The organism is Kitasatospora sp. NPDC004531 (assembly GCF_053602195.1).
The window spans coordinates 24,696-45,624 of sequence record NZ_JBSGDD010000035.1; the positions used below are offsets into that span (position 1 = coordinate 24,696).

Genomic DNA, 20,929 nt, shown 5'->3' on the forward strand with positions numbered 1-20,929 from the left:
TCGAGGACATGTCTGGCAAATAGGACGAACCCGGGCGGCGCTCGTCATTTCATCATTGCCGCTTGGCTGCTCTCGCCCGAGAATTGGAGGGCATCCAGAGCCCGGTCCGTCGGACCCGGCCTTCGGCGTACGCCCGCGCACCTTCGGGAGCGCGGGCACGGGAAGGAGGATCGTGATCAACGGTATCGACCGAGGTCCTTCCCACTACGACGGCCGTCGGACCATCACCCTGCAGGAGTGGGAGCGCCTCGATGTGCCGCTCCTTCACGCGCCGCGCGAGTTCGTCACCGAACTTCACCGGCGGCACCTGCCGCAGCCCGGCACCACCGTGGTCGCGGTGCTCGGCGCGGAGCACCGGGTGGTGGCCTCCGCCTCCTTCGGCGTCCGCCCGCAGTTCAGCGACGGTTGGGAGCATCGCAACGCCCTGCTCGGCCACCTCCGCCGGGTCACCCCGCACGACCTGAGGCGAATATCCCCGAGCCGCACCGCCGTCCTGCTGCACTGCCGCGAAGGCGGGTCGGACTGGACCGAGCAGGACGGGGCCTGGATGTGGGCGCTGCGCGCCGCCGCCGAACTGCACGGGCTGCGCTGCGGCTCGTACGTGACGCTCACCTCGGCCGGCTGGCAGTCGCTCGGTGACGGTCGGCGCGGGCGCAACCCGCACTCGGGGTCGTGGGCGCGAGGCCCGATCCACACCGTCACCGAGTTGCCGCCGCGCCTCATGTCCGGCGCTGCGGCCGTGCGGTCCGCGCCGCCGCTCCCGTCCGCAGCGTCCGAGCCGGTGGTCGCCCAGGTCACTTCGCTGGACGCGGTCCGCGCCCTGGAGGCCGACCGCGACAGTCGGACGATTCGCCGAACTGCCGCTCGCTGAAGGGTCGTTCAGTGACGATTCGAACCACGCCGGCCGACCCGCACGTCATGGCGCCGACCCGACGCCGCGAGGGTACGGCGATGCCCCGGCTCCGCCCGAGGGCGGAGCCGGACCGGCACGACGGGCGGACGGTCAGGCGAACAGCGGGGCGACGGTGTCCGTCTCTCCGCAGACCACCAGCAGCTTCGCCGCCCGCTCCAGCGCGTTGCGCGCCGCAGTGGCGGCCCGCTCCGCGTGGTTCTCGTTGACGACCAGCACCACCACGTCGCGGCGCAGCGTCCGGGTCGTGGCGGCGTCGGCGTAGAACACGTCGCCGCCGTCGGTGAGTTGGGCCCAGTAGCGGTCCTCGCCGAAGGTCAGCTCGTGCTCCTGCCAGGGGTGCACGGCACCGACCGTCAGGACCAGCACGTCGCCGGGGCGACGGCCGGACTCCAGCAGGGCGTCGACCGCTTCGTCGGCGCGGTCGAGTGCCTCGGCCGCAGCGACGGGCAGGAGTTGGACGGTAGGCCGACCCGGGCGCGGCGCGGGGCCGGGCTTGGGGCCGGGAGCGGGCCGCGGACCGGGAATCGGGCGGTCCGCACGGGGCGGAGTCGGGCGCGGCGGGCCGGGGCGAGGACCCGGGACCGGAGCGGCGACAGCGGTGGAAGAAGGCATACGGGGGGCAGGTGCGTCCGACTTGTGGGAAAGGGGAACGCCGGGGCCCGGGTTCGTCTCGCGAATCTCCGGCTCCTCGGGGAAGACAGGCATACCCGGATTCCTATCAAACGCCGGTCGGATGCGCACGGGCACCCCACCACTTGACAGTCCGGCCGTCCGCACGCGGAGCCACCACAACCTTCGAGTGACGGGTGGATCAATGTTGACGAATCGTCAGAAACGGCGGAATTCTGCCACCCCCGGGTTCCCGGGAGGTCCTCGAAAGTCGCGGCGGACCATCCGATTGTTCGACCGCTCGGGGGTGTGTTCGCGGCGTCGAGAGCGCGCTGCGACGCCGAGGGCGCTCAGAAACCGAGCGAGAGCTGTTCGCCGGCGTCGACCGGGTCCCGCTGCCGCTTGAGGTGGCTCCACTTCGGCAGGGCGTCCATGAAGGCCCAGGAAAGGCGGTGGTGCTCGGTCGGGCCGAGCTCCTCCAGGGCGGCGCGGTGGGTCGGCGACGGGTAGCCGGCGTTCTCCTCGAACGCGAACGCCGGGTGGTCCACTCCGAGTTCGGCCATCAGCGCATCCCGGCGGACCTTGGCCAGCACGGAGGCGGCGGAGACGCAGACGCACGACTGGTCGCCCTTGATCACCGTGCGGACCCGCCAGGGCCCGCCCAGGTAGTCGTGCTTGCCGTCCAGGATCACCGCGTCGGGCTGCACCGGCAGCGCCTCCAGGGCGCGGACGGCGGCCAGCCGCAGCGCGGCCGTCATGCCGAGGTCGTCGCACTCCTGGGAGGTGGCCGCGCCGATCGCGTAGGCGGTCACCCAGTTCTCCAGGATCGGGACGAGCGCTTCCCTGCGCCGCTCGGTGAGCAGCTTGGAGTCGGTGAGGCCCCCCGGAGGACGGCGCAGCCCGGTGACGGCGGCCCCGACCATGACCGGGCCGGCCCAGGCGCCACGGCCCACCTCGTCCAGCCCGACCACCGTGCGGGCTCCGGCCCGGCGCAGCGAGCGCTCGACCGAGTGGGTCGGGGGGTCGTACGGCATCGAGGGTTCCTTCACTGGGCGGGGCGACGGTCGGGTCCGCGCAGGAGACGCTCCCGACTGCTTTCAGCCTACGCCGCCGCCAGGACAGCCCGGCCGGCCGAGCGCTCCGGCCTCCCACCCCGCCCCGGGCCGACCCGCGCCGGCCCCCGCGCCCGGGCCTGCCCAGGCCTGCCCGGGCCCACCGTCGGCGCCAACGCCGTCGTCCGCGCTACGGCCGGACCATCGGCAGCAGGACCTGTCCGAGCAGGTCCTCGCAGAACTCCTCGTCGAACACGCCGACGCGGAGCTTGGCCCGGTACAGCAGCATGGCCGGCAGCACGTCGGCGACCATCGACACCGCGGCGCCCTTGCGGACGTCGCCGCGGGCCTCGCCCCGGCGCAGGATGCCGAGGATGCCCGCGGCGGTCGGCTCGACCACCCGTTCGTGTAGGAAATCCTTGAAGAACTCGGCCCGCTCGTGGTCGAGTTCGCCCATCAGGCTGCGGACGGCCGCGCCGGTCCGGGAGTTCAGCACGGCGGCGTAACTCTGGACGACGTGCCGCAACTCGGCCTCCGCGGAGCCGAGGTCGGGGATGTCGGCGGGGGGCGGCATGGCGGAGGCCAGGGCGTCCATCACCAGGTCCGCCTTGGAGGCCCAGCGGCGGTAGAGCGCGGCCTTGCCGGTCTGCGCGGCCCCGGCCACCCCTTCCATCGTCATGCGGGCGAACCCGCCGGACGTGAGCTGGTCGAGTGTCGCCTCGAAGATCGCGGCCTCCAGCGCCTTGCCGCGCCTGCGCAGCGGGGCTCCTTCGGCAGCGCTGTCGGCCGGTCGTCGCAGGTCCGGCTGATTCATCGTCATCCACCCTAAAAAACGGTTGCGTTCACTATCGGCGCCGCCTATTGTCCCCCGCAGTGAACGACACCGTTCACTATTCGCACCGCCGAGCACCTTACCGAAGCAGCAACCGATACCAGTAGCCAGCAGGGGGCACAACAGTGGCCATCTCCGACACGCTCGACACATCGGCTCCGCCGGGGGCCGGTCGCGACCGGCGCAAGGGCGTCACGCTCACGGTCATCGCGGCCACTCAGCTCATGGTCGTCCTCGACGCGACCATCGTGAACATCGCGCTGCCGCACATCCAGGACGCGCTGAAGTTCTCCACCACCAACCTGTCGTGGGTGATCAACGCCTACACGCTGACGTTCGGGGGCCTGCTGCTGCTCGGCGGCCGGGCGGGAGACATCCTCGGTCGCCGCCGGGTGTTCGTCGTGGGCGTGCTGCTCTTCGGCCTGGCCTCGCTGCTGGGCGGGTTCGCGCAGAACGGCGGCATGTTGCTCGCCGCCCGCGCGCTGCAGGGCATCGGCGGTGCGATCTGCTCACCGACGGCGTTCGCGTTGATCGCCACCAACTTCAAGGAGGGGCCGGAACGGAATCGGGCCTTCGGGGTCTTCTCCGCGGTGGCCGGGTCGGGTGCCGCGATAGGACTGCTGGCCGGCGGCGTGCTCACGGAGTACATGAACTGGCGCTGGGTGTTCTTCGTGAACGTGCCGATCGCCGTGCTGATCGCCGTCGCCGCGCCGCGCTACATCAAGGAGTCCGAGCGGCGCGCGGGCGCCTTCGACGTGCCCGGTGCCCTCACCTCCACCCTCGGCCTGGTCAGCCTGGTGTACGGGTTCATCCACGCCGCCGATCCACAGGCCGGCTGGGGCGACGGGGTGACGATCGCCTCGTTCGCCGTCGGCGCCGCCCTCCTGGCCGCGTTCGTGGCGATCGAGCGGCGCACCGCCCAACCGATCACCCCGCTGCGGCTGTTGCGCGATCGCAACCGCACCGGCGGCCTGATCATGATGCTCTGCCTGGCGGCGGCCATGTTCGGCATCTTCTTCTACGTCACGCTCTTCGTTCAGCGCGTGCTCGGCTACAGCGCGCTCAAGGCCGGCGTGGCCTTCCTGCCGATCAGCGCCGCGATCATCGTCGCCGCGCAGCTCGCCTCCGCGTTCCAGGCCAGGCTCGGGCCAAAGCCGTTCCTGGCCGCGGGCAGCCTGCTGGTGACGGCCGGACTGAGCTGGCTGACCCAGACGGACGTGGGCAGCGGCTACGCACTCGGCGTGCTCGGCCCGACGGTGACGTTCGGGTTCGGCATGGGCCTGATATTCGTCCCGGTGATGCTGATGGCGGTCTCCGGGGTGGCGGCGCACGAGACGGGCGCGGCCTCGGGCCTGCTCAACTCGGTGCAGCAGATCGGCGGTTCGGTGGGCCTGTCGATACTCACCACGGTCTTCGCCAAGGCCGCCACGGCCGAGGCCGACCGCCAGCAGCCCGGCTTCCTCGCCGACGCCGGCGCGGCCGACCTGCAGTACGCCCAGCAGCACCAGACCTTCCCGCCGGGCAGCAGGTGGGCCGACGAGGTACTGGCCTACGCCGTCTCGCACGCTTTCGTGGCGGGCGTGGCGCTCGCGGCGGTCGCGCTGCTGTCCGCACTGTTCGTGGTCAAGGCGCGGGCCTCCGAGCTGCCCAGCGAAGTCCCACCCGGAGCGGCGATATGACGCCGTGCCGACCAGGCCGCTGACGCACCCGGGGGTGGCGGCGGAGCTCAGCCCCTCCCCCACCCCCAACGGCGACCGGCGGCCGGCACCCAGCGCCCGCCGTCCGTCGTCCGTCAGCGGTAGTCGCTCCGCGTGGTGGACATCCCGACCCGGCGGCAGGCCTCGCCACCGTCCCAGGTCACGGGGTGCGCCGCGAGGATCTCGCGGGCGCGGGCCTCGGCCCGGCTGATGGCATACCAGGAGGGAGCGGGCTCGTTCGCCAGCTCGGCGGCGATGGGCTGGAGGGCGCAGGTGCGCAGGTCGTCGGGCAGTCGGTCCAGGGACGGGACGGCGTCGACGGAGAGGCCGCGCAGGTAGTTGAGGTCGAGGTGGGACGAGGAGGTGCGGTAGCGGTCGATGTTCTGGTCGGCGATCAGGCCGTCGGTGCGCAGCAGGCCGAAGAGCGCCACCGCCAGGGCGGCGCTGAGCACCACCGCGCGAGGGAGCCAGCGGCGGGAGGAGAGAACCGAACCGAACAGCACCATCAGGAAGACCAGACCGAGCCAGATCTCCACGGCGGCGACGTTGACGCGGAGGCGGGTGAGGCCGAAGGCGTCCATGTACAGGCTCATGCGGACCAGTGCGGTACCGACTACGACGAGGGTGAGTGTGCAGAGGAGTCCGAGCATCACTTTGACCAGCCGCCGGTCACTGGCGGTGCTGCGCGGTGCCCAGTACTTGGCGAGTGCGACGACCAGGAGGGTGAGCAGAGTGATCCAGAGAAGCTGCCAGAAGCCCTGGCGGGCGTATTCGGCGGGAGTCATTCCGGTGCTACGCATGATCGAGCCGTGGCCGCCGATCAGGACCACCAGCTGCACTGCCACGAAGGTGCCGAACAGCAGGTTCAGCACCGCCAGCGGCATCGCCCACTCCAGGCGTCCGCGTTCCTTGCCGGCGGAGGTCCTGGTGCGGTCCCAGCGGCGCGGGGCGGCGGCGGTGTGCGCGGCACCCAGGGCCAGTGCCACTCCGCCGACGAAGAACACGAAGCGCAGCGGGCTCTCCCCGGGCTCCACCGAGGGGACGAGGTGCGCCAGCAGGTCGGCGACGGTGGAGTCGGCTCCGGCGAACAGGGTGCCGAAGACGATCAGCAGCACCAGGGAGACGCCGACGGCCTTGACCAGTTGTCCGACACGGGCCTTGGCCGGAAAGCGACGTTCCTTCAGCGCCCGGAAGCCCCACCCAAGTCCGGGGAGGAAGTGCGCCCAGAGGCCGATCGACCCCATGGCGACGCCGACCCAGCGGGTGCCGCCGTGCAGGGTCAGCGAGCCGACGCACATCGCGGCGATCAGGGCGAGCGTCACCGCCCCGCTCGCCCCGCTGACGGCCGGCACCAGGCAGAGCAGCAGTGCGGAGATCGCGAACGCCACGTGCCAGGGCCTGATCCGACGGCCGCTGCCCAGCGCCGTCATGGCGGCGCCGACCGCACCCGCGACGGCGCAGAGCAGCAGGTTGGCGCCGAGTCCGTCACCGAGCACCACCGCACTGATCAGCCCGGACACGCCCGCCGCCGCCAGCACGCCCAGTCGGGCGGGCTCGGCGGTCCGGGCCGCACTGGGCCGCAGCCACTCGACCTCGGGCAGCGGGGCCTGCGGCCGGTACTGGTACGGGTTGCCACCCGCCGCCGCCCCGGGCCACGGCGCCTGCCCGGAAGGCCCCGCAGACCCCGCAGACCCCGCAGGCCGTGCAGACCCCGCAGCCCCTGCCGCGCCGCCCGGACGCCCCGACGGAGCACCCACCGGCACCCCCTTCCCGAGCGCACCGGCCCTCGGCGCCGCCGTCGGAGCCGCACCCGCTCCCGAGGGCGGCGCGAACGGATTGCTCGGCTGCGGTGCCTCGCCCGCACCCCGGCCGCCCACCGACCGTTCGCCGGCCCCACCGCCCCCGCCGCCCGCACCGGAGCCGGACGTCGCACCGGAGACGGACGTCGCGCCGGAGCCGGCCGCCCCGCCAGGCCCGGAAGCACCACCGGAACCGGACGCACCGCCGGAGCCGCCGGCCCCACCAGAGCCGGAGCCGGCGCCACCGATGCCGCCGGATTCGGACGCGCCGCTGGAGTCGGACGACTGCGACATGAAACCCCCTCAGAGTGCGGGCGCGCGACGATTTTCGGCCAGTCGCACGCCTGGTCGTGCCGGCGACTCTAGGGCCGGAACGTCACTTCTGAACAGGTTCAAAAAGCCGCCGGGGCGGCTTGGTCACAGACTTGTGACACAAACCGCCCCGGCAGTGGGAGTGCTACCAGGATCCGGAGACCGGTCAGTAGGTCCCGTACAGCGAGTACACGAGGTTGTCCTTCACGGCGGTGCCGAAGCTCGCCGGGAAGGTGCCGAACGGGACGCTGGCGCTGCTGTAGACGCCCGAGCCCGCGGGGCCGGAGCTGTAGTGCATGTTGTTGACGGTGGAGCTGGTGCCGTTGGAGTTGTAGACCAGCCAGTAGGTGGTGTTGGGGGCCAGGGTGTAGCTGATGGTGGCGGTGTTCCAGGCGTTGGCGCTCAGCGTGCCGACCGAGCTGGTGGCCAGCAGGGCGTCCGGCGAGCCGCCGTTGTCGCTGTAGACGGCGAGCTGGAACTGGTTGTTGGGCGAGGCGCTGGTCTGGCCGATGTGCACGTTCAGCGAGGTGAGCGCGATCGACGTGGCCCCGGTGGTGATCTTCGAGCCGTTGAGGTGGTTGGAGTTGGTGTCGTCGAGCTGGGTGCCGACGGCGTTGTTGCCGATGGTCTGCGGCGGCGCGCCGGCGGTGGTGAAGGCCGCGGTGTAGGCGGCGGCCTGGGTGTTGCCCGCCAGGTCCTTCACGTTGGCGACGCTCAGCGTGTAGCCGGTGTTGAGCGCGAGCGCCGCGCTGGGCGTGAAGGTGACGGTGTTGGTCGCGGCGTCCAGGGCGACGGTGCCGGCCACCGCGGTGCCGCCGGTGGTGGTCTTCAGGGTGACGTTGGCACCGGTGACGGTGGCGGCCTGGACCGGCTCGCTGAAGGAGGCCTTCACCGGGGCGGTGGCGGCGACGCCGGTCGCGCCGTTGGCGGGGACGGAGCCGGTGACGGTCGGCGCCACGGTGTCGGTGCCGTAGGTGGCGGTGTACGAGCCCACGTTGCCGTCGAAGAAGGCGTAGGTGACGCCGTGGATGGTCTCGATCCGGTAGTTGACCGCGGTGGCGCCCTGCTTGATGCCGGTGAGGGTGCCGCCCGCGGAGTTGACCGGGACCATGGCGCGCAGGCCGTTGGCTCCGCCGGTGATGTTGAAGCTCAGCGTGTTCGCGTTCCACGCCATGCCGGAGAACGCGGAGCCGTTGCGGAAGTCCAGCCAGGTCAGCAGCTGGCGTCCGGAGACCACGGGGGTGCCGTGCGCCTTGGCCGAGGCGATGACCTGGTCGGAGGCGGTGGAGGCGGCGTAGTCGGTGTGGATGTTGGCGGTCAGGACGGTGTAGTAGCCCTTGGCGTTGTAGGCGTTGTCCAGCAGCGTGTTGACGGTGCCCGGCATGGACTGCCCGGACTCGTCGGTGAGTTGGGTGGTGGCCTGGTACTCGTTGATGACGGCGCCGTTGGTGTCGGCGAACTTCATGGGCAGGCCGGTGCCGTTGAAGTAGCCGGGCCGGTCCTGCACGAAGCTGCCCGGGTAGTAGTAGTAATCGGTGTCCAGCCGGATGCCGTTGGCGAGCTTGGTCTTGGCCTGGGTGGCCCAGTCGTCCCACTCGACGCAGTGGGTGCGGGTGCTGTCCGAGTTCGGCAGCGACGGGTACTTGGCCTTCCAGGCGGCGATCTGCGTGGAGTACACGTTCGCCAGGTCGGCGGGGGTGCCCCACGGGGTGCAGTTGGTGGTGATGTGGGTGCCGATCTCGAAGCCCTGGTCGGAGTAGGCCTTGGCCTGGGCGTCGGTCATCGGTCCGCTGGCGTAGACGTACGACGAGGCGCGCACGCACTCCCAGTTGGCGACGTTGCAGCCGGTGGGGCTCTGCGCGATGTAGCCGTCGAAGCGTCCGGTGGTGCCGCCGATGCCGTGGTCGTCACCGGTCATCACCACGACGGCCTTGACGTCGCGGGGGAAGTACCAGAACTTCGGCAGCGGCTTCTTGGCGGCGTCCATGGTGGTGATCAGGTTGCCGAGCAGGCGCTGCTGCTCGTCGGCGATCGGGATCTGCGCCTTGTCGAGGTTGTTCCAGTTGAGCTGTCCGCCGGTGCCGAAGAACATCTCGCTGGCTTCGATGCCGTCCACGTTGTCGCGCTGCTGGCCGCCCCAGGCGCTGTTGCCCTGGCGGGTCTGCACGACGGACTTGGCGAGGTCGAAGGTGAACGCGGCGGCCTGGCCGGTGCCGGCGGTGCGCAGGGTGACGGCGGGGTTGGTGGTGGCCACGGCGGTGTCGCTGTACAGGGTGGCGACGGCGGTGGCGCCGTTCAGCGTGTACTTGTCGGCGGTGCCGTGGAAGCCCATGGTGTCGGAGGTCAGTCCGAGGCCGGGCGCGGCAGTGGTGTCGATCTTCAGGTAGGCGTCGGCCAGCGTGTCGGTGCTGGCGGTGAGGCCGAGCAGCCCGGCGAGCTGCTTGTCGGGCCGCATCGCGACCAGGCGTCCGCCGCCGTTCACCCAGGTGGTGAACATGGTGGTCTGGGCCGCCGTCAGCTGGTTCTCGGCGAGCAGCACCACGTCGTACGAGGCGAGCGTGGTGGCGGTGACGGTGCCGAGGTCGGCGGTCTTGTAGTAGTTCAGGCCCTCGGCCTTGAGGATCTCCCCGTAGTACGAGGTGTAGGGGTTGGCCGGGTCGGTGACCAGCAGGATCGGGCCTTCGTTGCCGGGGCCGTTGCCGGGGGTGCTGCTGCCGCCGCCGGACGTGGTGTAGGTGGCGTAGATGGAGTAGTTGAGGTTGCCGGTGGAGACGGCGCCGAAGCTGCTGGGCCAGGTGCCGAAGACCGCGCCGCCGGTGGAGTAGCCGCTCTGACCGCCGGTGGAGTAGTTGAGGTTGTTGACGGCGGCGGAGACGCCGTTGGAGTTGTACGCCAGCCAGTAGGGCGTGTTGGGCGCCAGGGTCGCGGTGACCGGCAGGGTGTTCCAGGTGTGCGCGGTGAGCGTTCCGGAGGTCGAGGAGCCGAGCAGCGGCCCGGGCTTGCCGGCGATGTCGCCGTACACCGCGACCTGGTACTGGTCGTTGGGCGTGGAGCCGACGGCCCCGACGTACACACTGACGCTGTTGACCGTGCCGCCGCTGGAGCCGGTCACGAAGCGCGAGGTGTTGATGTAGTTGGAGTCGCCGGAGTCGGTGGCGGTGCCGATGGTGTTGTTGCCGAGGACGGCGGTCGCCGCGTGTGCCGCGGGCGCCGCCATCAGTCCGGTGGATGCGAGCAGGGCCACGAGCAGCCCGGCGAGCCGTTTTCTGAACCTCACGCCAACCCCCCAAGGTCGGATGACCGGATGAACGGCAGAAGTGCCGCCCTCCGTCCTACCGGCTCCGACCCCGGCGCGTCCGCAGAACCCTCACATCACAGCCACGACTTCCGGCCAACTCGAACGCAAACGCTCCGCATCCGACCAGTATGTCTGCACATCATCAACACACCTCGTCGCGTTCAACACTTGAACGAGTGCTCAGCCCTTCACCGACCCGGCGAGCAGCCCGCGGACGAAGTAGCGCTGGAGTGCGAAGAACACCGCCAGCGGTACGACCATCGACAGGAAGGCGCCCGCGGAGAGCAGCTCCCACCGGCTGCCGTTGGAGCCGGACAGCTGGGCAAGTCGGGAGGTCATCGGCGCGACCGTCGGGTTGCCGCCGGCGAAGGTGAGGGCGACCAGCAGGTCGTTCCACACCCACAGGAACTGGAAGATGGCGAACGAGGCCAGCGCGGGGGCGCTCAGCGGCAGCACGATCGAGCGGAAGATCTTGAAGTGCGAGGCCCCGTCCACCACCGCGGCCTCCATCAGGTCGCGGGGCAGCTGGGCGATGAAGTTGTGCAGCAGGAAGATCGCCAGCGGCAGGGCGAACATCGTGTGGGTGAGCCACACCGGCAGATAGGTGTCCTTCAGGTTGAGCGCCGGGACGATGGTCGTCGAGCCCAGGTGCGCGCCGCCCGAGAACAGCCGCAGCAGCGGGATCAGCGCCATCTGCAGCGGCACGATCTGCAGCGCGAAGATCACGAAGAACAGCGTGTCGCTGCCCCTGAACCGCACCCAGGCCAGCGCATAGGCCGCCATCGCGGCCAGCACCAGCGGAAAGACGGTGGCGGGGACGCTGATCGCCACCGAGTTGACCAGGTACGGCATCAGGCCGCCGGAGGTGCCGAAGGAGTTGTCGAACAGCACCGCCCGGTAGTTCTCCAACCCGAGGTCGGGGTGGACGAACGCCTCCCACCAGCCGGTGGAGGCGACGTCGCCCTTCGGGCGCAGCGAGGTGACCAGCAGGCCGACGGTCGGAATGGTCCACAGCGCGGTGACGGCGACCACCAGGATGCTCGCCAGCGGGCTGCTGAACGAGCGCCGGACGGCCTTCACGGGCGGCAGTTCGGGCTCGGCGGGCTTGGCCGGGGCCAGGGTGGGCTGGGCGCTCATCGGGTCGCACGCTCCTTGCGCAGCAGGGCGATGTTGTAGACCACCAGGGGGGCCACCGCGAGGAAGAGGATCACCGCGAGGGCGCTGCCGCGGCCGTAGTTGTACTGCTCGAAGCTCTGCGAGTACATCTCGTTGGCGAGCACCTGGGTGCCGAAGTTGCCGCCGGTCATGGTGCGGACGATGTCGAAGGCCTTCAGCGTGATGATCATGATGGTGGTGAGCACCACCACCACCGTGGTGCGGATCATCGGCACGGTGACGTGCAGGAACAGCCGCACGCCGGTGGCCCCGTCCAGCCGGGCGGCCTCGGTGATCTCGTCCGGGATGGCCTTGATGGCGGCGGACAGCACCACCATGGCGAAGCCGGTCTGCACCCAGACCAGGACGGCCATCAGCAGGAAGTTGTTCAGCGGCTGGGACAGGATCCAGTTCGGCGGATCGTCCCAGCCGACCGCGACGGCAAGTTGGCTGAGCAGGCCGACCTGGCTCTGGCCGGCGCCGCGCGACTCGTAGACCAGCTTGAAGACGATCGAGGCGGCGACCAGCGAGACGGCCATCGGCATGAAGATCAGCGACTTGAAGACCGCCTGCCCGCGCATCCGGTCCACCAGCAGGGCCAGTGCGAGGCCGAGTCCGGTGGCCGCGAGGGGGGCGACGACCAGCCACAGCAGGGTGTTCAGCAGCACCCCGTGGATGGGTGAACTGGTCAGCGCCCAGCCGTAGTTGCGCCCGCCGACGAACTTGGCGCCGTCTGCGTCCAGGAAGCTCAGCACGACGGTGCGCAGCAGCGGCACCACCAGGCCGGTGAGCAGCAGGACGATCGCCGGGCCGAGCATCAGCACGATCGCCAGCGGGCGGGAGAAGCGTCCGGTGGCGCGGCCGGCCGCGAAGAAGACGGCCAGCAGGACGCCGACGAATCCCAGCACGGCGCCCGCGGTGTTGCCGAACTTGAGTGCCGCGTCCTGCCAGATCGAGTCCGCGAGCTGGAGCGCCGGCCCGGCGAGCCGGGTGTCGGTGGGCATGCGCAGGGTCCTTCCTCAAGACCTCGTGATCTTCAGGGCATGGGAAGGGCAGCGCGGGCGGACGGTTCGGCTGCCCGCGCTGCCCGGGCCCGGCCTACTGCGGCCAGGCGGCGTCGATGTCGCCCGCCGTCTTCTGGATCGACTGGCCCTCGGCGAACCAGGCGGTGAGCGCCTTCCATTCGGCGCCGGAGCCGACGGCGGCGGGCATCAGGTCGGACCCGTCGAAGCGGAAGGTGGCCGCCGGGTCGGTCAGCGCCTCCGCGGACAGCTTGTCGATCGGGTCGGTGTACAGGCTCTTGTCGACGCCCTTGTTGGCGGAGACCCAGCCGGGCGAGACCGAGACCCGGCTGGTCGCCCACTCGGGGCTGGACAGGTAGTTCTGCACGGCCTGCACCTCGGGCCGGTCGGAGAACGCGGCGAGGAACTCGCCGCCGCCCTCGACCGGGCTGGTGACCTGCGGGTTCACCGCCGGCAGCTGGAAGGCGAAGACGTCGCCGTCGGGGCCGATACTGGTGCCCTTGGGCCACTGCGCCCGGTAGAAGGACGCCTGCTGGAGCATCGCGCACTTGTTGCTGAGGATCGGCGTGCCGGCGTCCTGGAAGGTGGTGGTGGCGATCGACTTGACGTCGCCGAAGCCGCCGTTGACCCAGGCCGGGTTCTGCATCCAGTCGGCGACGGTCTTCATCGCGGTGGTGATCTTCTCGTCGGAGAACTTCACCTTGTGGCTGACCCACTGGTCGTAGACGTCGCCGCCGTAGGAGCCGAGGACGATCTCCTCCAGCCAGTCGGTGGCGGGCCAGCCGGTGGCGGTGCCGGAGCCGATGCCGCCGCACCAGGGCTTGGTCGTCCCGGCCTTGGCGATCTTGTCGCTGAGCGCCATCAAGTCCGCCCAGGTCTTGGGGACTTCGTACCCGGCGGCCTTGAACGCCTTCGGGGAGTACCAGACCAGGGACTTCATGTTGGCGCTCATCGGCGCCGCGTAGAAGGTGCCGTTGACCGACCCGTAGGTCTTCCAGATCGGCGACCAGTTGTTCTCGTGCTCGACGGTCTGCTGCGGGGGCTTGACCACCTTGCCGGTCTTCACCATCTGGGCGAGCAGGCCGGGCTGCGGGACGACCGCCAGGTCGGGTGCGTTGCCGCCGGTCACCCGGACCGGCAGCTGCGACTCGAAGTCGTTGGAGCCCTCGTAGACGATCTTGATGCCGGTGCAGGAGCTGAAGGTCGCCCAGGACTTCTCCAGCGAGTCCGACTCGGGCGCCAGGATCGAGGCGTACATCGTCACCTTGGTCCCCGAATGGCCCGCGTACGACTGGTACTTGGCGCAGTCACCGGCGAGCGTGGCCGGCGCCGAACCGCCGCCGCCGGACGAGGCGCTGTTGGAGCAGGCGGCTGTCAACGCCAGTGCCAGAACAGCCGGTACGGCCAGCAGCCTCCGGCGTCCAGTGGTCACGGGGGTGGTCAATGCGGTCCTCCTTGCCAGGGCATGGGCATGCCAGCCGTAAGACGAACAACACTGCGCTGTACCGGAGATGGGGAGGGTGTACCCAGCTGATCGCTGGCTCAAAGACGTTAACCCACCGACTACCCCACGCCAAGGAGCGCGTTCGACCTTCATCGGCCGGCAGCCCAGTTGTGACCGCGCCGTGCTACGAGGCCGCCGCCCGGCCGTGCGCCAGCGCCGCCTCCGCCTCCCGTTCGAGGCCCGCCAGGTCCGCGCCCCGCTCGCGCAGCACCCGGGCCGCCGCGCCGCCCTCCCGGATCAGCCCGAGCAGCAGGTGGCCGGTCTCGATCCGCCGCCCCCGCTGCCCGACGGCCGCGCGCAGCGACAGCACCAGCGTCCGCCGGGCCGACTCGGCGACCCGCGGACCGCCCCGGCGCGGGCGCCGGTCGGGCGGCGGGGCGTCCAGCGCGCCCGGGCCGAAGGCGGACTCGACGGCCTCGCGGACCGCGTCCAGGTCGATGCCGATCGACGCCAGCGCCGCCCCGTCCCGCACCGGGTCGGGGCTGCCCGCCGCGCGCCGGGCGCCGTCCAGGTCGACGCCGAAGCGGCCGAGCAGCACGGCCGTCGGATCCTGCGGCTGGGCCAGCAGGCCGAGCAGCAGGTGCTCGGCGCCCATCCGGTCGTGGCCGAGCCGGCCCGCCTCCTCGGCGGCGAGCGTCACCGTGCGGCGGGCCTGCGCCGTGAACCGTTCGAACATCTCAGTCCCCTCCCCGTTCCGTCGCGCGCCGGGCGTACTTCTTGTGCACCGCCTGCCTGGTGACGCCCAGGCAGACCGCGATCTCGTGCCAGGACCAGCCCCGGTCGCGGGCGTTGCCGACCTGGAGTCCCTCCAGCCGGTCGGCCAGGTCGCGCAGTGCCCGGACGGCGCGCAGGCCGATCGCCGGGTCGCCGCTGCTCGCGTCGGCCGCGAGCTGCCTCGTCTCGCTCATGACGTCAACTTAGGTTGACATCGACGGGCGCGTCAACCCTGGTTGACGAAATCGCTCAGTACCGCTCCGCCAGGAACTCCGCGAAGGTGATCCGACCGTCCGCGTGCCCCGGCGCCAGGTTCCCGCCCGCCCGCAGCGCCTTCACCGCCCCGCCCGGCGTCGGCACCCGCAGCACCGGCCGCCGCCGGCCGCTCGCCGCCAGGAACTCCGCCGCCAGCGCCTCCACCGGACGCACCTGCGGGCCGCCGAAGTCCGCCACCCGCCCGGCCGGCCCGGCCTCCGCGAGGTCCGCCAGCCGCTCGGCGACGTCCCGCACGTCCACCGGCTGGAAGGCCACGCCGCGCGGCAGCAGCAGCACCGGCGCCTTCGACAGGCCGTCCAGCAGCCGCAGCAGCAGGTCGTGGAACTGGGTGGCCCGCAGCACCGTCCAGCCGATGCCGGAGCCGGCGATCAACCGCTCGCACTCGGCCTTCGCCCGGTAGTAGCCGAGCGGCACCCGGTCGATCCCGACGATCGACACGTACAGCAGGTGCGGGACGCCGACCTCCCGGGCCGCCGCGAGCAGCCGGCGGGTGGCGTCCACGTCGCGCTTCCCGTTGGTGGTCGCGCAGTGCACCACCGTGCCGGCCCCCGCCAGCGCCTGTTCCAGCCCGCGCCCGGTCACCAGGTCCGCGACCGCCCAGCCGTGCTCGTCCGGCGTGTGCGCCTGCCGGCTCACCACCCGCACCGGGCAACCCCGCGCCAGCAGCCGACGCACCACGACCCGCCCCAGCGTCCCCGTCCCGCCCGTCACCACCAGCTGCCGCATCGCGCTCACCCCATCTCCACCCCCAGCCTGCCCGCGCCGCCCGCCCTCGGCAGCCCGGCCCACGCACCCGGGGGAACGGGGTCACGCAGCGGTCACAGATCCTCCGGCCACGGGTGGCCGAGCTGCTGCGCGTACTCGGGGCTGCCGCCGCAGACGGTCGCCCGGGCGCGCGGGTCGGTCGAGGTGAGGCGGTCGAGGAGCTCCGCGGCCACCGCGACCGGGTCGCCCTCGGGGACGGCCAGCTCGGCCAGGAACTGCAGGTAGGGCTCGTCGACGCCGCGCTTCGGCGCGACCGGGTGCCAGAAGGCCAGCTCGATCCGGTCGGGCTCCGAGGGCCAGGTCCACACCGCGTAGAACTCGCACTCCCAGGCGCCCAACAGCTCGGGCCGGCGGGTGAGTTCGGCCTTCAGCAGGCGACCGACACCGCGCGCCGGCCAGTCCGCGACGCCGGCGCCGGCCCGGTCGAGCTCCGCCAGGTACCGGCCGGCGTCGAACCGGTAGGCGGGCAGGTCCAGGCCCTCGATCCGGGGGTTGCGCCACCCGTCCCACACCACCGAGCCGCCGTCCCGCCGGACCGTCGCGTACAGGGCGCCGCAGCAGTCCTCGCCGCAGCCAGCGATGTGGAGCTGGACCTCGTGGGGCTCCGGCCCGGGCAGCAGCGGGCTGTACGGCCCGAGCAGCGCGGCGGGGTGCGGGCCGAGGTGGCCCTCGGCGAACCCGCTCTCCAGCACGTCCCGCCCGTCGACCAGGAAGCGGAGTTCGACCCGATCCCCGCCGGACGCGTCGTCGATGCGCAGTTCCAGCCGGTTTTCCGATATCCCGTTCATCCGGGCATTGTGTCCCGGAACGGCCCGGGGCACCGACCGAATATCGGTCCACGACCCGGGCGCGCAGCGGCACTTGACGGCGGCTCTGCCGATCTCGGCCGCCCGGACGAAGGAGTACCGATGGCGAGAACCACCCCACCCCGGCCCGTCGACATCGCGTCCGTGTTCCCGGAGCTGGCTCCGCTGGCGCGGCAGGCGGTCCGCCTGCACCCCCGCCCCGGGCGGCCGACCGTTCACGAGAGCTCCGTCGGCGGACCACTGCTGTGGCCCGCCGACGAGGAGTGGCCGGTGTGCACGCAGGAGCACCACCACTGGCAGCCGCCCGTCTCCCTCGACGACGTCCGCCGACGCCGGGCCCTGCTCGAAGCGGCCTGGCTCCGGCCCCGCTCTCCCCGCGAGAACCTCCTCGACCCCGAACAGCAGGCGTACCTCGACACGCTCCAGGCAGGGCATCCCGCCCACACCGGGCCGAACAGTCTGCTCCCGGTCGCCCAGCTCCACCTCCGCGACATACCGGGGCTGGCCGGCCCCGAGGGAGCGGACCTGCTGCAGGTGCTGTGGTGCCCCCTCGACCACGAGCAGGGGCTTCCGGCGGCCCGCCTCGTCTGGCGGGACTCCCGGACGGTCGGCCAGTTGCTCACCGATCCGCCGCAGCCGGCCGACGTGGAGCGCTACGGGCACTACGTTCCCGAGCCGTGCGTCCTGCACCCCGAGGTCGTGACCGAGTACCCGGCGCCGCACGAACTGCCGAAGGAACTCGCCGCACGCCTCCACGCCTGGGGGCGCGAGGCGCGGGCCGCGGACGGCCCGGAGGGCGACGCCCACTACCAGTACGAGCACGCGGTCGCCCCCGGATGGAAGGTCGGCGGCTGGGCCCCCTGGAGCTTCTGCGACCCCTCGCCCATGCGCTGCGAGAGCTGCGACGCCGAGTGCCGGCCGCTGCTCACCGTCGGCTCCGGGGAGTGGGACGGCGGGAGCGGCAGCTGGATCCCGCTCGAGGACCGCGACGCCCCTCCGGCCGCCGGACTGCGGCAACCGTCGAATCCGCCGATGGTGCAGATCGGCCGCGGAGACAGCATGCAGATCTACCTCTGCCCCGCGTCCTTCGACCACCCGCACCTCGAAAACCTGCAGTGAGGCCGTCCGGCAGGGCCCCTGCCGGCGCTCCCGCGAACGGGCGCGTCCCCCCGGAGAACAGGCCTCCGGGGGGACGCGCCGAGAACGGCCGTGCTCAGCTGCAGCCGCTGGTGGAGCCGCAGCCCTCGCAGAGGTAGCAGCTGCCGGCGCGGCGCATCTTGGTGCCGCAGGAGAAGCAGAGCGGGGCGTCGGCGTTCAGGCCGAGGCGGATCTCGGCGAGCTCCGTGGAGTTGTGCGCGGCGGCCGCGGGCTTCGGCTGCTCGACGACCGGGAGGGCGACGTGCGGCTTCTCGGCGGCGAGCGGCGCGGACTGGGCGAGCGACTCGACGTCGAGCTCCTCCTCGATCGGCTCGTAGGAACCGGTCTCCAGGTGCCGGGTGCGCTCCTCGACGGAGTGGATGCCCAGCGCGGAGCGGGTCTCGAACGGCAGGAAGTCGAGGGCCAGGCGGCGGAAGATGTAGTCCACGATGGACTGCGCCATCCGCACGTCCGGGTCGTCGGTCAGACCGGCCGGCTCGAAGCGCATGTTGGTGAACTTGGCGACGTACGTCTCCAGCGGGACGCCGTACTGCAGGCCGACCGAGACGGCGATGGAGAAGGCGTCCATCATGCCCGCGAGGGTCGAGCCCTGCTTGGACATCTTCAGGAAGACCTCGCCGAGGCCGTCGTCCGGGTAGGAGTTGGCCGTCATGTAGCCCTCGGCGCCGCCGACCGTGAAGGAGGTGGTGATGCCGGGGCGGCCCTTGGGCAGGCGCTTGCGGGTCGGACGGTACTCGACGACCTTCTCGACGGCGGGGGCCGCGGCCGGGGCGGGGGCCGAAGTGGCCGCCGGGGCCTTGGTCTTGGCCGACAGCGGCTGGCCGACCTTGCAGTTGTCGCGGTAGATGGCGAGCGCCTTGACGCCGAGCTTCCAGGCCTGGAAGTAGATCTCCTCGACGTCCTCGACGGTGGCGTTCTCCGGCATGTTGACGGTCTTGGAGATCGCGCCGGAGATCCACGGCTGGATCGCGGCCATCATCCGCACGTGGCCCATCGGGGAGATCGACCGCTCGCCCATGGCGCAGTCGAACACCTCGTAGTGGGCGGCCTTCAGGCCGGGCGCGTCGATGACGTTCCCGGTCTCGGCGATGTGCGCGACGATCGCCTCGATCTGCTCGTCCTGGTAGCCGAGGCGGCGCAGGGCGCGCGGCACGGTGCCGTTGACGATCTGCATCGAGCCGCCGCCGACCAGCTTCTTGAACTTGACCAGGGCGAGGTCGGGCTCGACACCGGTGGTGTCGCAGTCCATCATCAGGCCGATGGTGCCGGTCGGGGCGAGCACCGAGGCCTGCGCGTTGCGGAAGCCGTGCTGCGCGCCCAGCCGGACCACGTCGGACCAGGTGCTGTTGGCGACGGCCCACACCGGGGAGTCCAGGTCGTCCAGCGGGGCGACGGCGGCGGAGGCGTCCGCGTGCTGCTTCATGACGCGCTGGTGCGGGGCCGCGTTGCGGGCGTAGCCGTCGTACGGGCCGACCACGCCGGCGAGTTCGGCGGAGCGGCGGTAGGCGGTGCCGGTCATCAGCGAGGTGATCGCACCCGCCAGGGCGCGGCCGCCCTCGGAGTCGTAGGCGTGGCCGGTGGCCATCAGCAGCGCGCCGAGGTTGGCGTAGCCGATGCCCAGCTGGCGGTAGGCGCGGGTGGTCTCGCCGATCTTCTCGGTCGGGAAGTCGGCGAAGCAGATGGAGATGTCCATCGCGGTGATGACCAGCTCGACGACCTTGGCGAAGGTCTGCGCGTCGAAGCTGTCGTCGTCCCGGAGGAACTTCATCAGGTTCAGCGAGGCCAGGTTGCAGCTGGAGTTGTCCAGGTGCATGTACTCGGAGCACGGGTTGGAGGCGTTGATCCGGCCCGACTCGGGGCAGGTGTGCCAGTGGTTGATCACCGAGTCGTACTGGATGCCCGGGTCGGCGCAGGCCCACGCGGCCTCGGCCATCTTGCGGAACAGGCCCTTGGCGTCGACGGTCTCGATGACCTCGCCGGTCATCCGGCCGCGCAGGCCGAACTCGGTGCCGTTCTCGACCGCCGTCATGAACTCGTCGTTCACCCGGACCGAGTTGTTGGCGTTCTGGTACTGGACGGAGGTGATGTCGTCGCCGCCGAGGTCCATGTCGAACCCGGCGTCGCGCAGCGCGCGGATCTTCTCCTCCTCCTTCACCTTGGTCTCGATGAAGGCCTCGACGTCCGGGTGGTCGACGTCCAGCACGACCATCTTGGCCGCCCGGCGGGTCGCGCCGCCGGACTTGATGGTGCCGGCCGAGGCGTCGGCGCCGCGCATGAAGGAGACCGGGCCGGAGGCGTTGCCGCCGGAGGACAGCAGCTCCTTGGAGGAGCGGATCCGGGACAGGTTCAGGCCGGCGCCCGAACCGCCCTTGAAGATCATGCCCTCTTCCTTGTACCAGTCGAGGATCGAGTCCATGGAGTCGTCGACGGACAGGATGAAGCAGGCGGAGACCTGCTGCGGCTGCTGGGTGCCGACGTTGAACCAGACCGGCGAGTTGAAGCTGAACACCTGGTGGAGGAGGGCGTGCGTCAGCTCGTGCTCGAAGATCTCGGCGTCGTCCGGGGAGGCGAAGTAGCCGTGCTTCTCACCGGCGGCGCGGTAGGTCAGCACCACGCGGTCGATGATCTGCTTCAGGCTCCACTCCCGCTGCGGGGTGCCGACCGCGCCGCGGAAGTACTTGCTGGTGACGATGTTCACGGCGTTCACCGACCAGAAGTCGGGGAACTCGACGCCGCGCTGCTCGAAGTTGATGGACCCGTCGCGCCAGTTGGTCATCACGACGTCGCGGCGCTCCCAGGTGACCGCGTCGTACGGGTGGACCCCAGGGGTGGTGTAGATCCGCTCCAGCCGCAGGCCGTTCTTGGCGGCCTTCGCGCCCTTCGCGGCCTTCTCCGACTTCGACCCGCGTGCGGAACCGCTCGTGGTGTCTGTCATGCCTTGCTCCTCCTCCTGGGCAAACGCCCGAAGTGCCCTGAAAAGTCCGGGCACGACTGGTTCGTTCTCCTGGTGCGCGGGC

At 71.4% G+C, this 20,929-nt stretch carries 16 protein-coding genes; 3 read left to right on the forward strand and 13 right to left on the reverse strand.

Annotated features, from left to right (window positions below; translation table 11 throughout):
• Positions 1 to 169 precede the first annotated feature (169 nt).
• A complete protein-coding gene (locus tag ACWEMJ_RS16625) occupies positions 170 to 871 on the forward strand; it encodes a hypothetical protein (RefSeq protein ID WP_452137793.1) in 702 nt (233 codons plus the stop codon).
• Between the two features lie 132 nt (positions 872 to 1,003).
• On the opposite strand, the gene ACWEMJ_RS16630 is transcribed toward ACWEMJ_RS16625, so the two are convergent.
• From ACWEMJ_RS16630 to ACWEMJ_RS16640, 3 genes are all read right to left on the reverse strand, one after another.
• On the reverse strand, positions 1,004 to 1,255 hold the full coding sequence (locus ACWEMJ_RS16630; protein ID WP_452137763.1) for a hypothetical protein: 252 nt from the start codon (positions 1,253 to 1,255) through the stop codon (positions 1,004 to 1,006).
• 617 nt (positions 1,256 to 1,872) lie between these two features.
• Entirely contained in the window at positions 1,873 to 2,556 is a 684-nt protein-coding gene (locus ACWEMJ_RS16635; RefSeq protein WP_452137764.1) for a ribonuclease HII, read from the reverse strand.
• A 208-nt stretch (positions 2,557 to 2,764) separates the two neighbouring features.
• Complete coding sequence (locus tag ACWEMJ_RS16640) at positions 2,765 to 3,388, reverse strand: TetR/AcrR family transcriptional regulator (RefSeq protein WP_452137765.1); 624 nt, start codon at positions 3,386 to 3,388, stop codon at positions 2,765 to 2,767.
• 143 nt (positions 3,389 to 3,531) lie between these two features.
• Here ACWEMJ_RS16640 and ACWEMJ_RS16645 point away from each other — a divergent pair, with 143 nt between their 5' ends.
• Positions 3,532 to 5,085: an MFS transporter gene (locus tag ACWEMJ_RS16645; protein WP_452137766.1), complete on the forward strand. Its 1,554-nt coding sequence runs from the start codon at positions 3,532 to 3,534 to the stop codon at positions 5,083 to 5,085.
• Positions 5,086 to 5,198: 113 nt separating this feature from the next.
• Here ACWEMJ_RS16645 and ACWEMJ_RS16650 read toward each other — a convergent pair whose 3' ends face one another.
• The 9 genes from ACWEMJ_RS16650 to ACWEMJ_RS16690 all read right to left on the reverse strand — a co-directional run bounded on the left by ACWEMJ_RS16650 (position 5,199) and on the right by ACWEMJ_RS16690 (position 16,736).
• Positions 5,199 to 6,860 carry a DUF4153 domain-containing protein gene (locus ACWEMJ_RS16650; RefSeq protein ID WP_452137767.1) on the reverse strand — a complete coding sequence of 554 codons (1,662 nt, stop codon included), beginning with the start codon at positions 6,858 to 6,860 and terminating at the stop codon, positions 5,199 to 5,201.
• A 520-nt stretch (positions 6,861 to 7,380) separates the two neighbouring features.
• A complete protein-coding gene (locus ACWEMJ_RS16655; RefSeq protein ID WP_452137768.1) occupies positions 7,381 to 10,491 on the reverse strand; it encodes an Ig-like domain-containing protein in 3,111 nt (1,036 codons plus the stop codon).
• A 201-nt stretch (positions 10,492 to 10,692) separates the two neighbouring features.
• Positions 10,693 to 11,649 (reverse strand): carbohydrate ABC transporter permease, encoded by a 957-nt coding sequence (locus ACWEMJ_RS16660; RefSeq protein WP_452137769.1) that lies wholly within the window; start codon positions 11,647 to 11,649, stop codon positions 10,693 to 10,695.
• Positions 11,646 to 12,671 (reverse strand): carbohydrate ABC transporter permease, encoded by a 1,026-nt coding sequence (locus ACWEMJ_RS16665; protein WP_452137770.1) that lies wholly within the window; start codon positions 12,669 to 12,671, stop codon positions 11,646 to 11,648. Before ACWEMJ_RS16665 ends, ACWEMJ_RS16660 begins: the two co-directional genes overlap by 4 nt.
• A gap of 94 nt (positions 12,672 to 12,765) precedes the next feature.
• Positions 12,766 to 14,133 carry an ABC transporter substrate-binding protein gene (locus tag ACWEMJ_RS16670; RefSeq protein WP_452137771.1) on the reverse strand — a complete coding sequence of 456 codons (1,368 nt, stop codon included), beginning with the start codon at positions 14,131 to 14,133 and terminating at the stop codon, positions 12,766 to 12,768.
• Positions 14,134 to 14,317: 184 nt separating this feature from the next.
• The gene (locus tag ACWEMJ_RS16675) at positions 14,318 to 14,869 is read right to left on the reverse strand and encodes a Clp protease N-terminal domain-containing protein (protein ID WP_452137772.1); all 552 of its coding nucleotides are present in this window, start codon (positions 14,867 to 14,869) and stop codon (positions 14,318 to 14,320) included.
• 1 nt (position 14,870) lies between these two features.
• The gene (locus ACWEMJ_RS16680) at positions 14,871 to 15,101 is read right to left on the reverse strand and encodes an RNA polymerase subunit sigma-70 (RefSeq protein WP_452137773.1); all 231 of its coding nucleotides are present in this window, start codon (positions 15,099 to 15,101) and stop codon (positions 14,871 to 14,873) included.
• Between the two features lie 55 nt (positions 15,102 to 15,156).
• On the reverse strand, positions 15,157 to 15,909 hold the full coding sequence (locus ACWEMJ_RS16685) for an SDR family oxidoreductase (RefSeq protein WP_452137794.1): 753 nt from the start codon (positions 15,907 to 15,909) through the stop codon (positions 15,157 to 15,159).
• A gap of 92 nt (positions 15,910 to 16,001) precedes the next feature.
• Positions 16,002 to 16,736, reverse strand: a complete 735-nt coding sequence (locus ACWEMJ_RS16690) for a hypothetical protein (protein ID WP_452137774.1) — start codon at positions 16,734 to 16,736, stop codon at positions 16,002 to 16,004.
• A gap of 120 nt (positions 16,737 to 16,856) precedes the next feature.
• On the opposite strand from ACWEMJ_RS16690, the gene ACWEMJ_RS16695 reads away from it, so the two are divergent.
• Entirely contained in the window at positions 16,857 to 17,873 is a 1,017-nt protein-coding gene (locus ACWEMJ_RS16695) for a hypothetical protein (protein ID WP_452137775.1), read from the forward strand.
• A 94-nt stretch (positions 17,874 to 17,967) separates the two neighbouring features.
• Here the strand turns inward: ACWEMJ_RS16695 and ACWEMJ_RS16700 are convergent, their stop codons facing one another.
• A complete protein-coding gene (locus tag ACWEMJ_RS16700) occupies positions 17,968 to 20,847 on the reverse strand; it encodes a vitamin B12-dependent ribonucleotide reductase (RefSeq protein WP_452137776.1) in 2,880 nt (959 codons plus the stop codon).
• Positions 20,848 to 20,929 lie beyond the last annotated feature (82 nt).

Excerpts from the sequence above, each read along its gene's own strand:
- ACWEMJ_RS16635 (WP_452137764.1), bottom strand. The coding sequence starts at position 2,556 with ATGCCGTACGACCCCCCGACCCACTCGGTCGAGCGCTCGCTGCGCCGG.
- ACWEMJ_RS16640 (WP_452137765.1), bottom strand. The coding sequence starts at position 3,388 with ATGAATCAGCCGGACCTGCGACGACCGGCCGACAGCGCTGCCGAAGGA.
- ACWEMJ_RS16660 (WP_452137769.1), bottom strand. The coding sequence starts at position 11,649 with ATGAGCGCCCAGCCCACCCTGGCCCCGGCCAAGCCCGCCGAGCCCGAA.
- ACWEMJ_RS16665 (WP_452137770.1), bottom strand. The coding sequence starts at position 12,671 with ATGCCCACCGACACCCGGCTCGCCGGGCCGGCGCTCCAGCTCGCGGAC.
- ACWEMJ_RS16675 (WP_452137772.1), bottom strand. The coding sequence starts at position 14,869 with ATGTTCGAACGGTTCACGGCGCAGGCCCGCCGCACGGTGACGCTCGCC.
- ACWEMJ_RS16680 (WP_452137773.1), bottom strand. The coding sequence starts at position 15,101 with ATGAGCGAGACGAGGCAGCTCGCGGCCGACGCGAGCAGCGGCGACCCG.
- ACWEMJ_RS16685 (WP_452137794.1), bottom strand. The coding sequence starts at position 15,909 with ATGCGGCAGCTGGTGGTGACGGGCGGGACGGGGACGCTGGGGCGGGTC.
- ACWEMJ_RS16690 (WP_452137774.1), bottom strand. The coding sequence starts at position 16,736 with ATGAACGGGATATCGGAAAACCGGCTGGAACTGCGCATCGACGACGCG.
- ACWEMJ_RS16695 (WP_452137775.1), top strand. The coding sequence starts at position 16,857 with ATGGCGAGAACCACCCCACCCCGGCCCGTCGACATCGCGTCCGTGTTC.
- ACWEMJ_RS16700 (WP_452137776.1), bottom strand. The coding sequence starts at position 20,847 with ATGACAGACACCACGAGCGGTTCCGCACGCGGGTCGAAGTCGGAGAAG.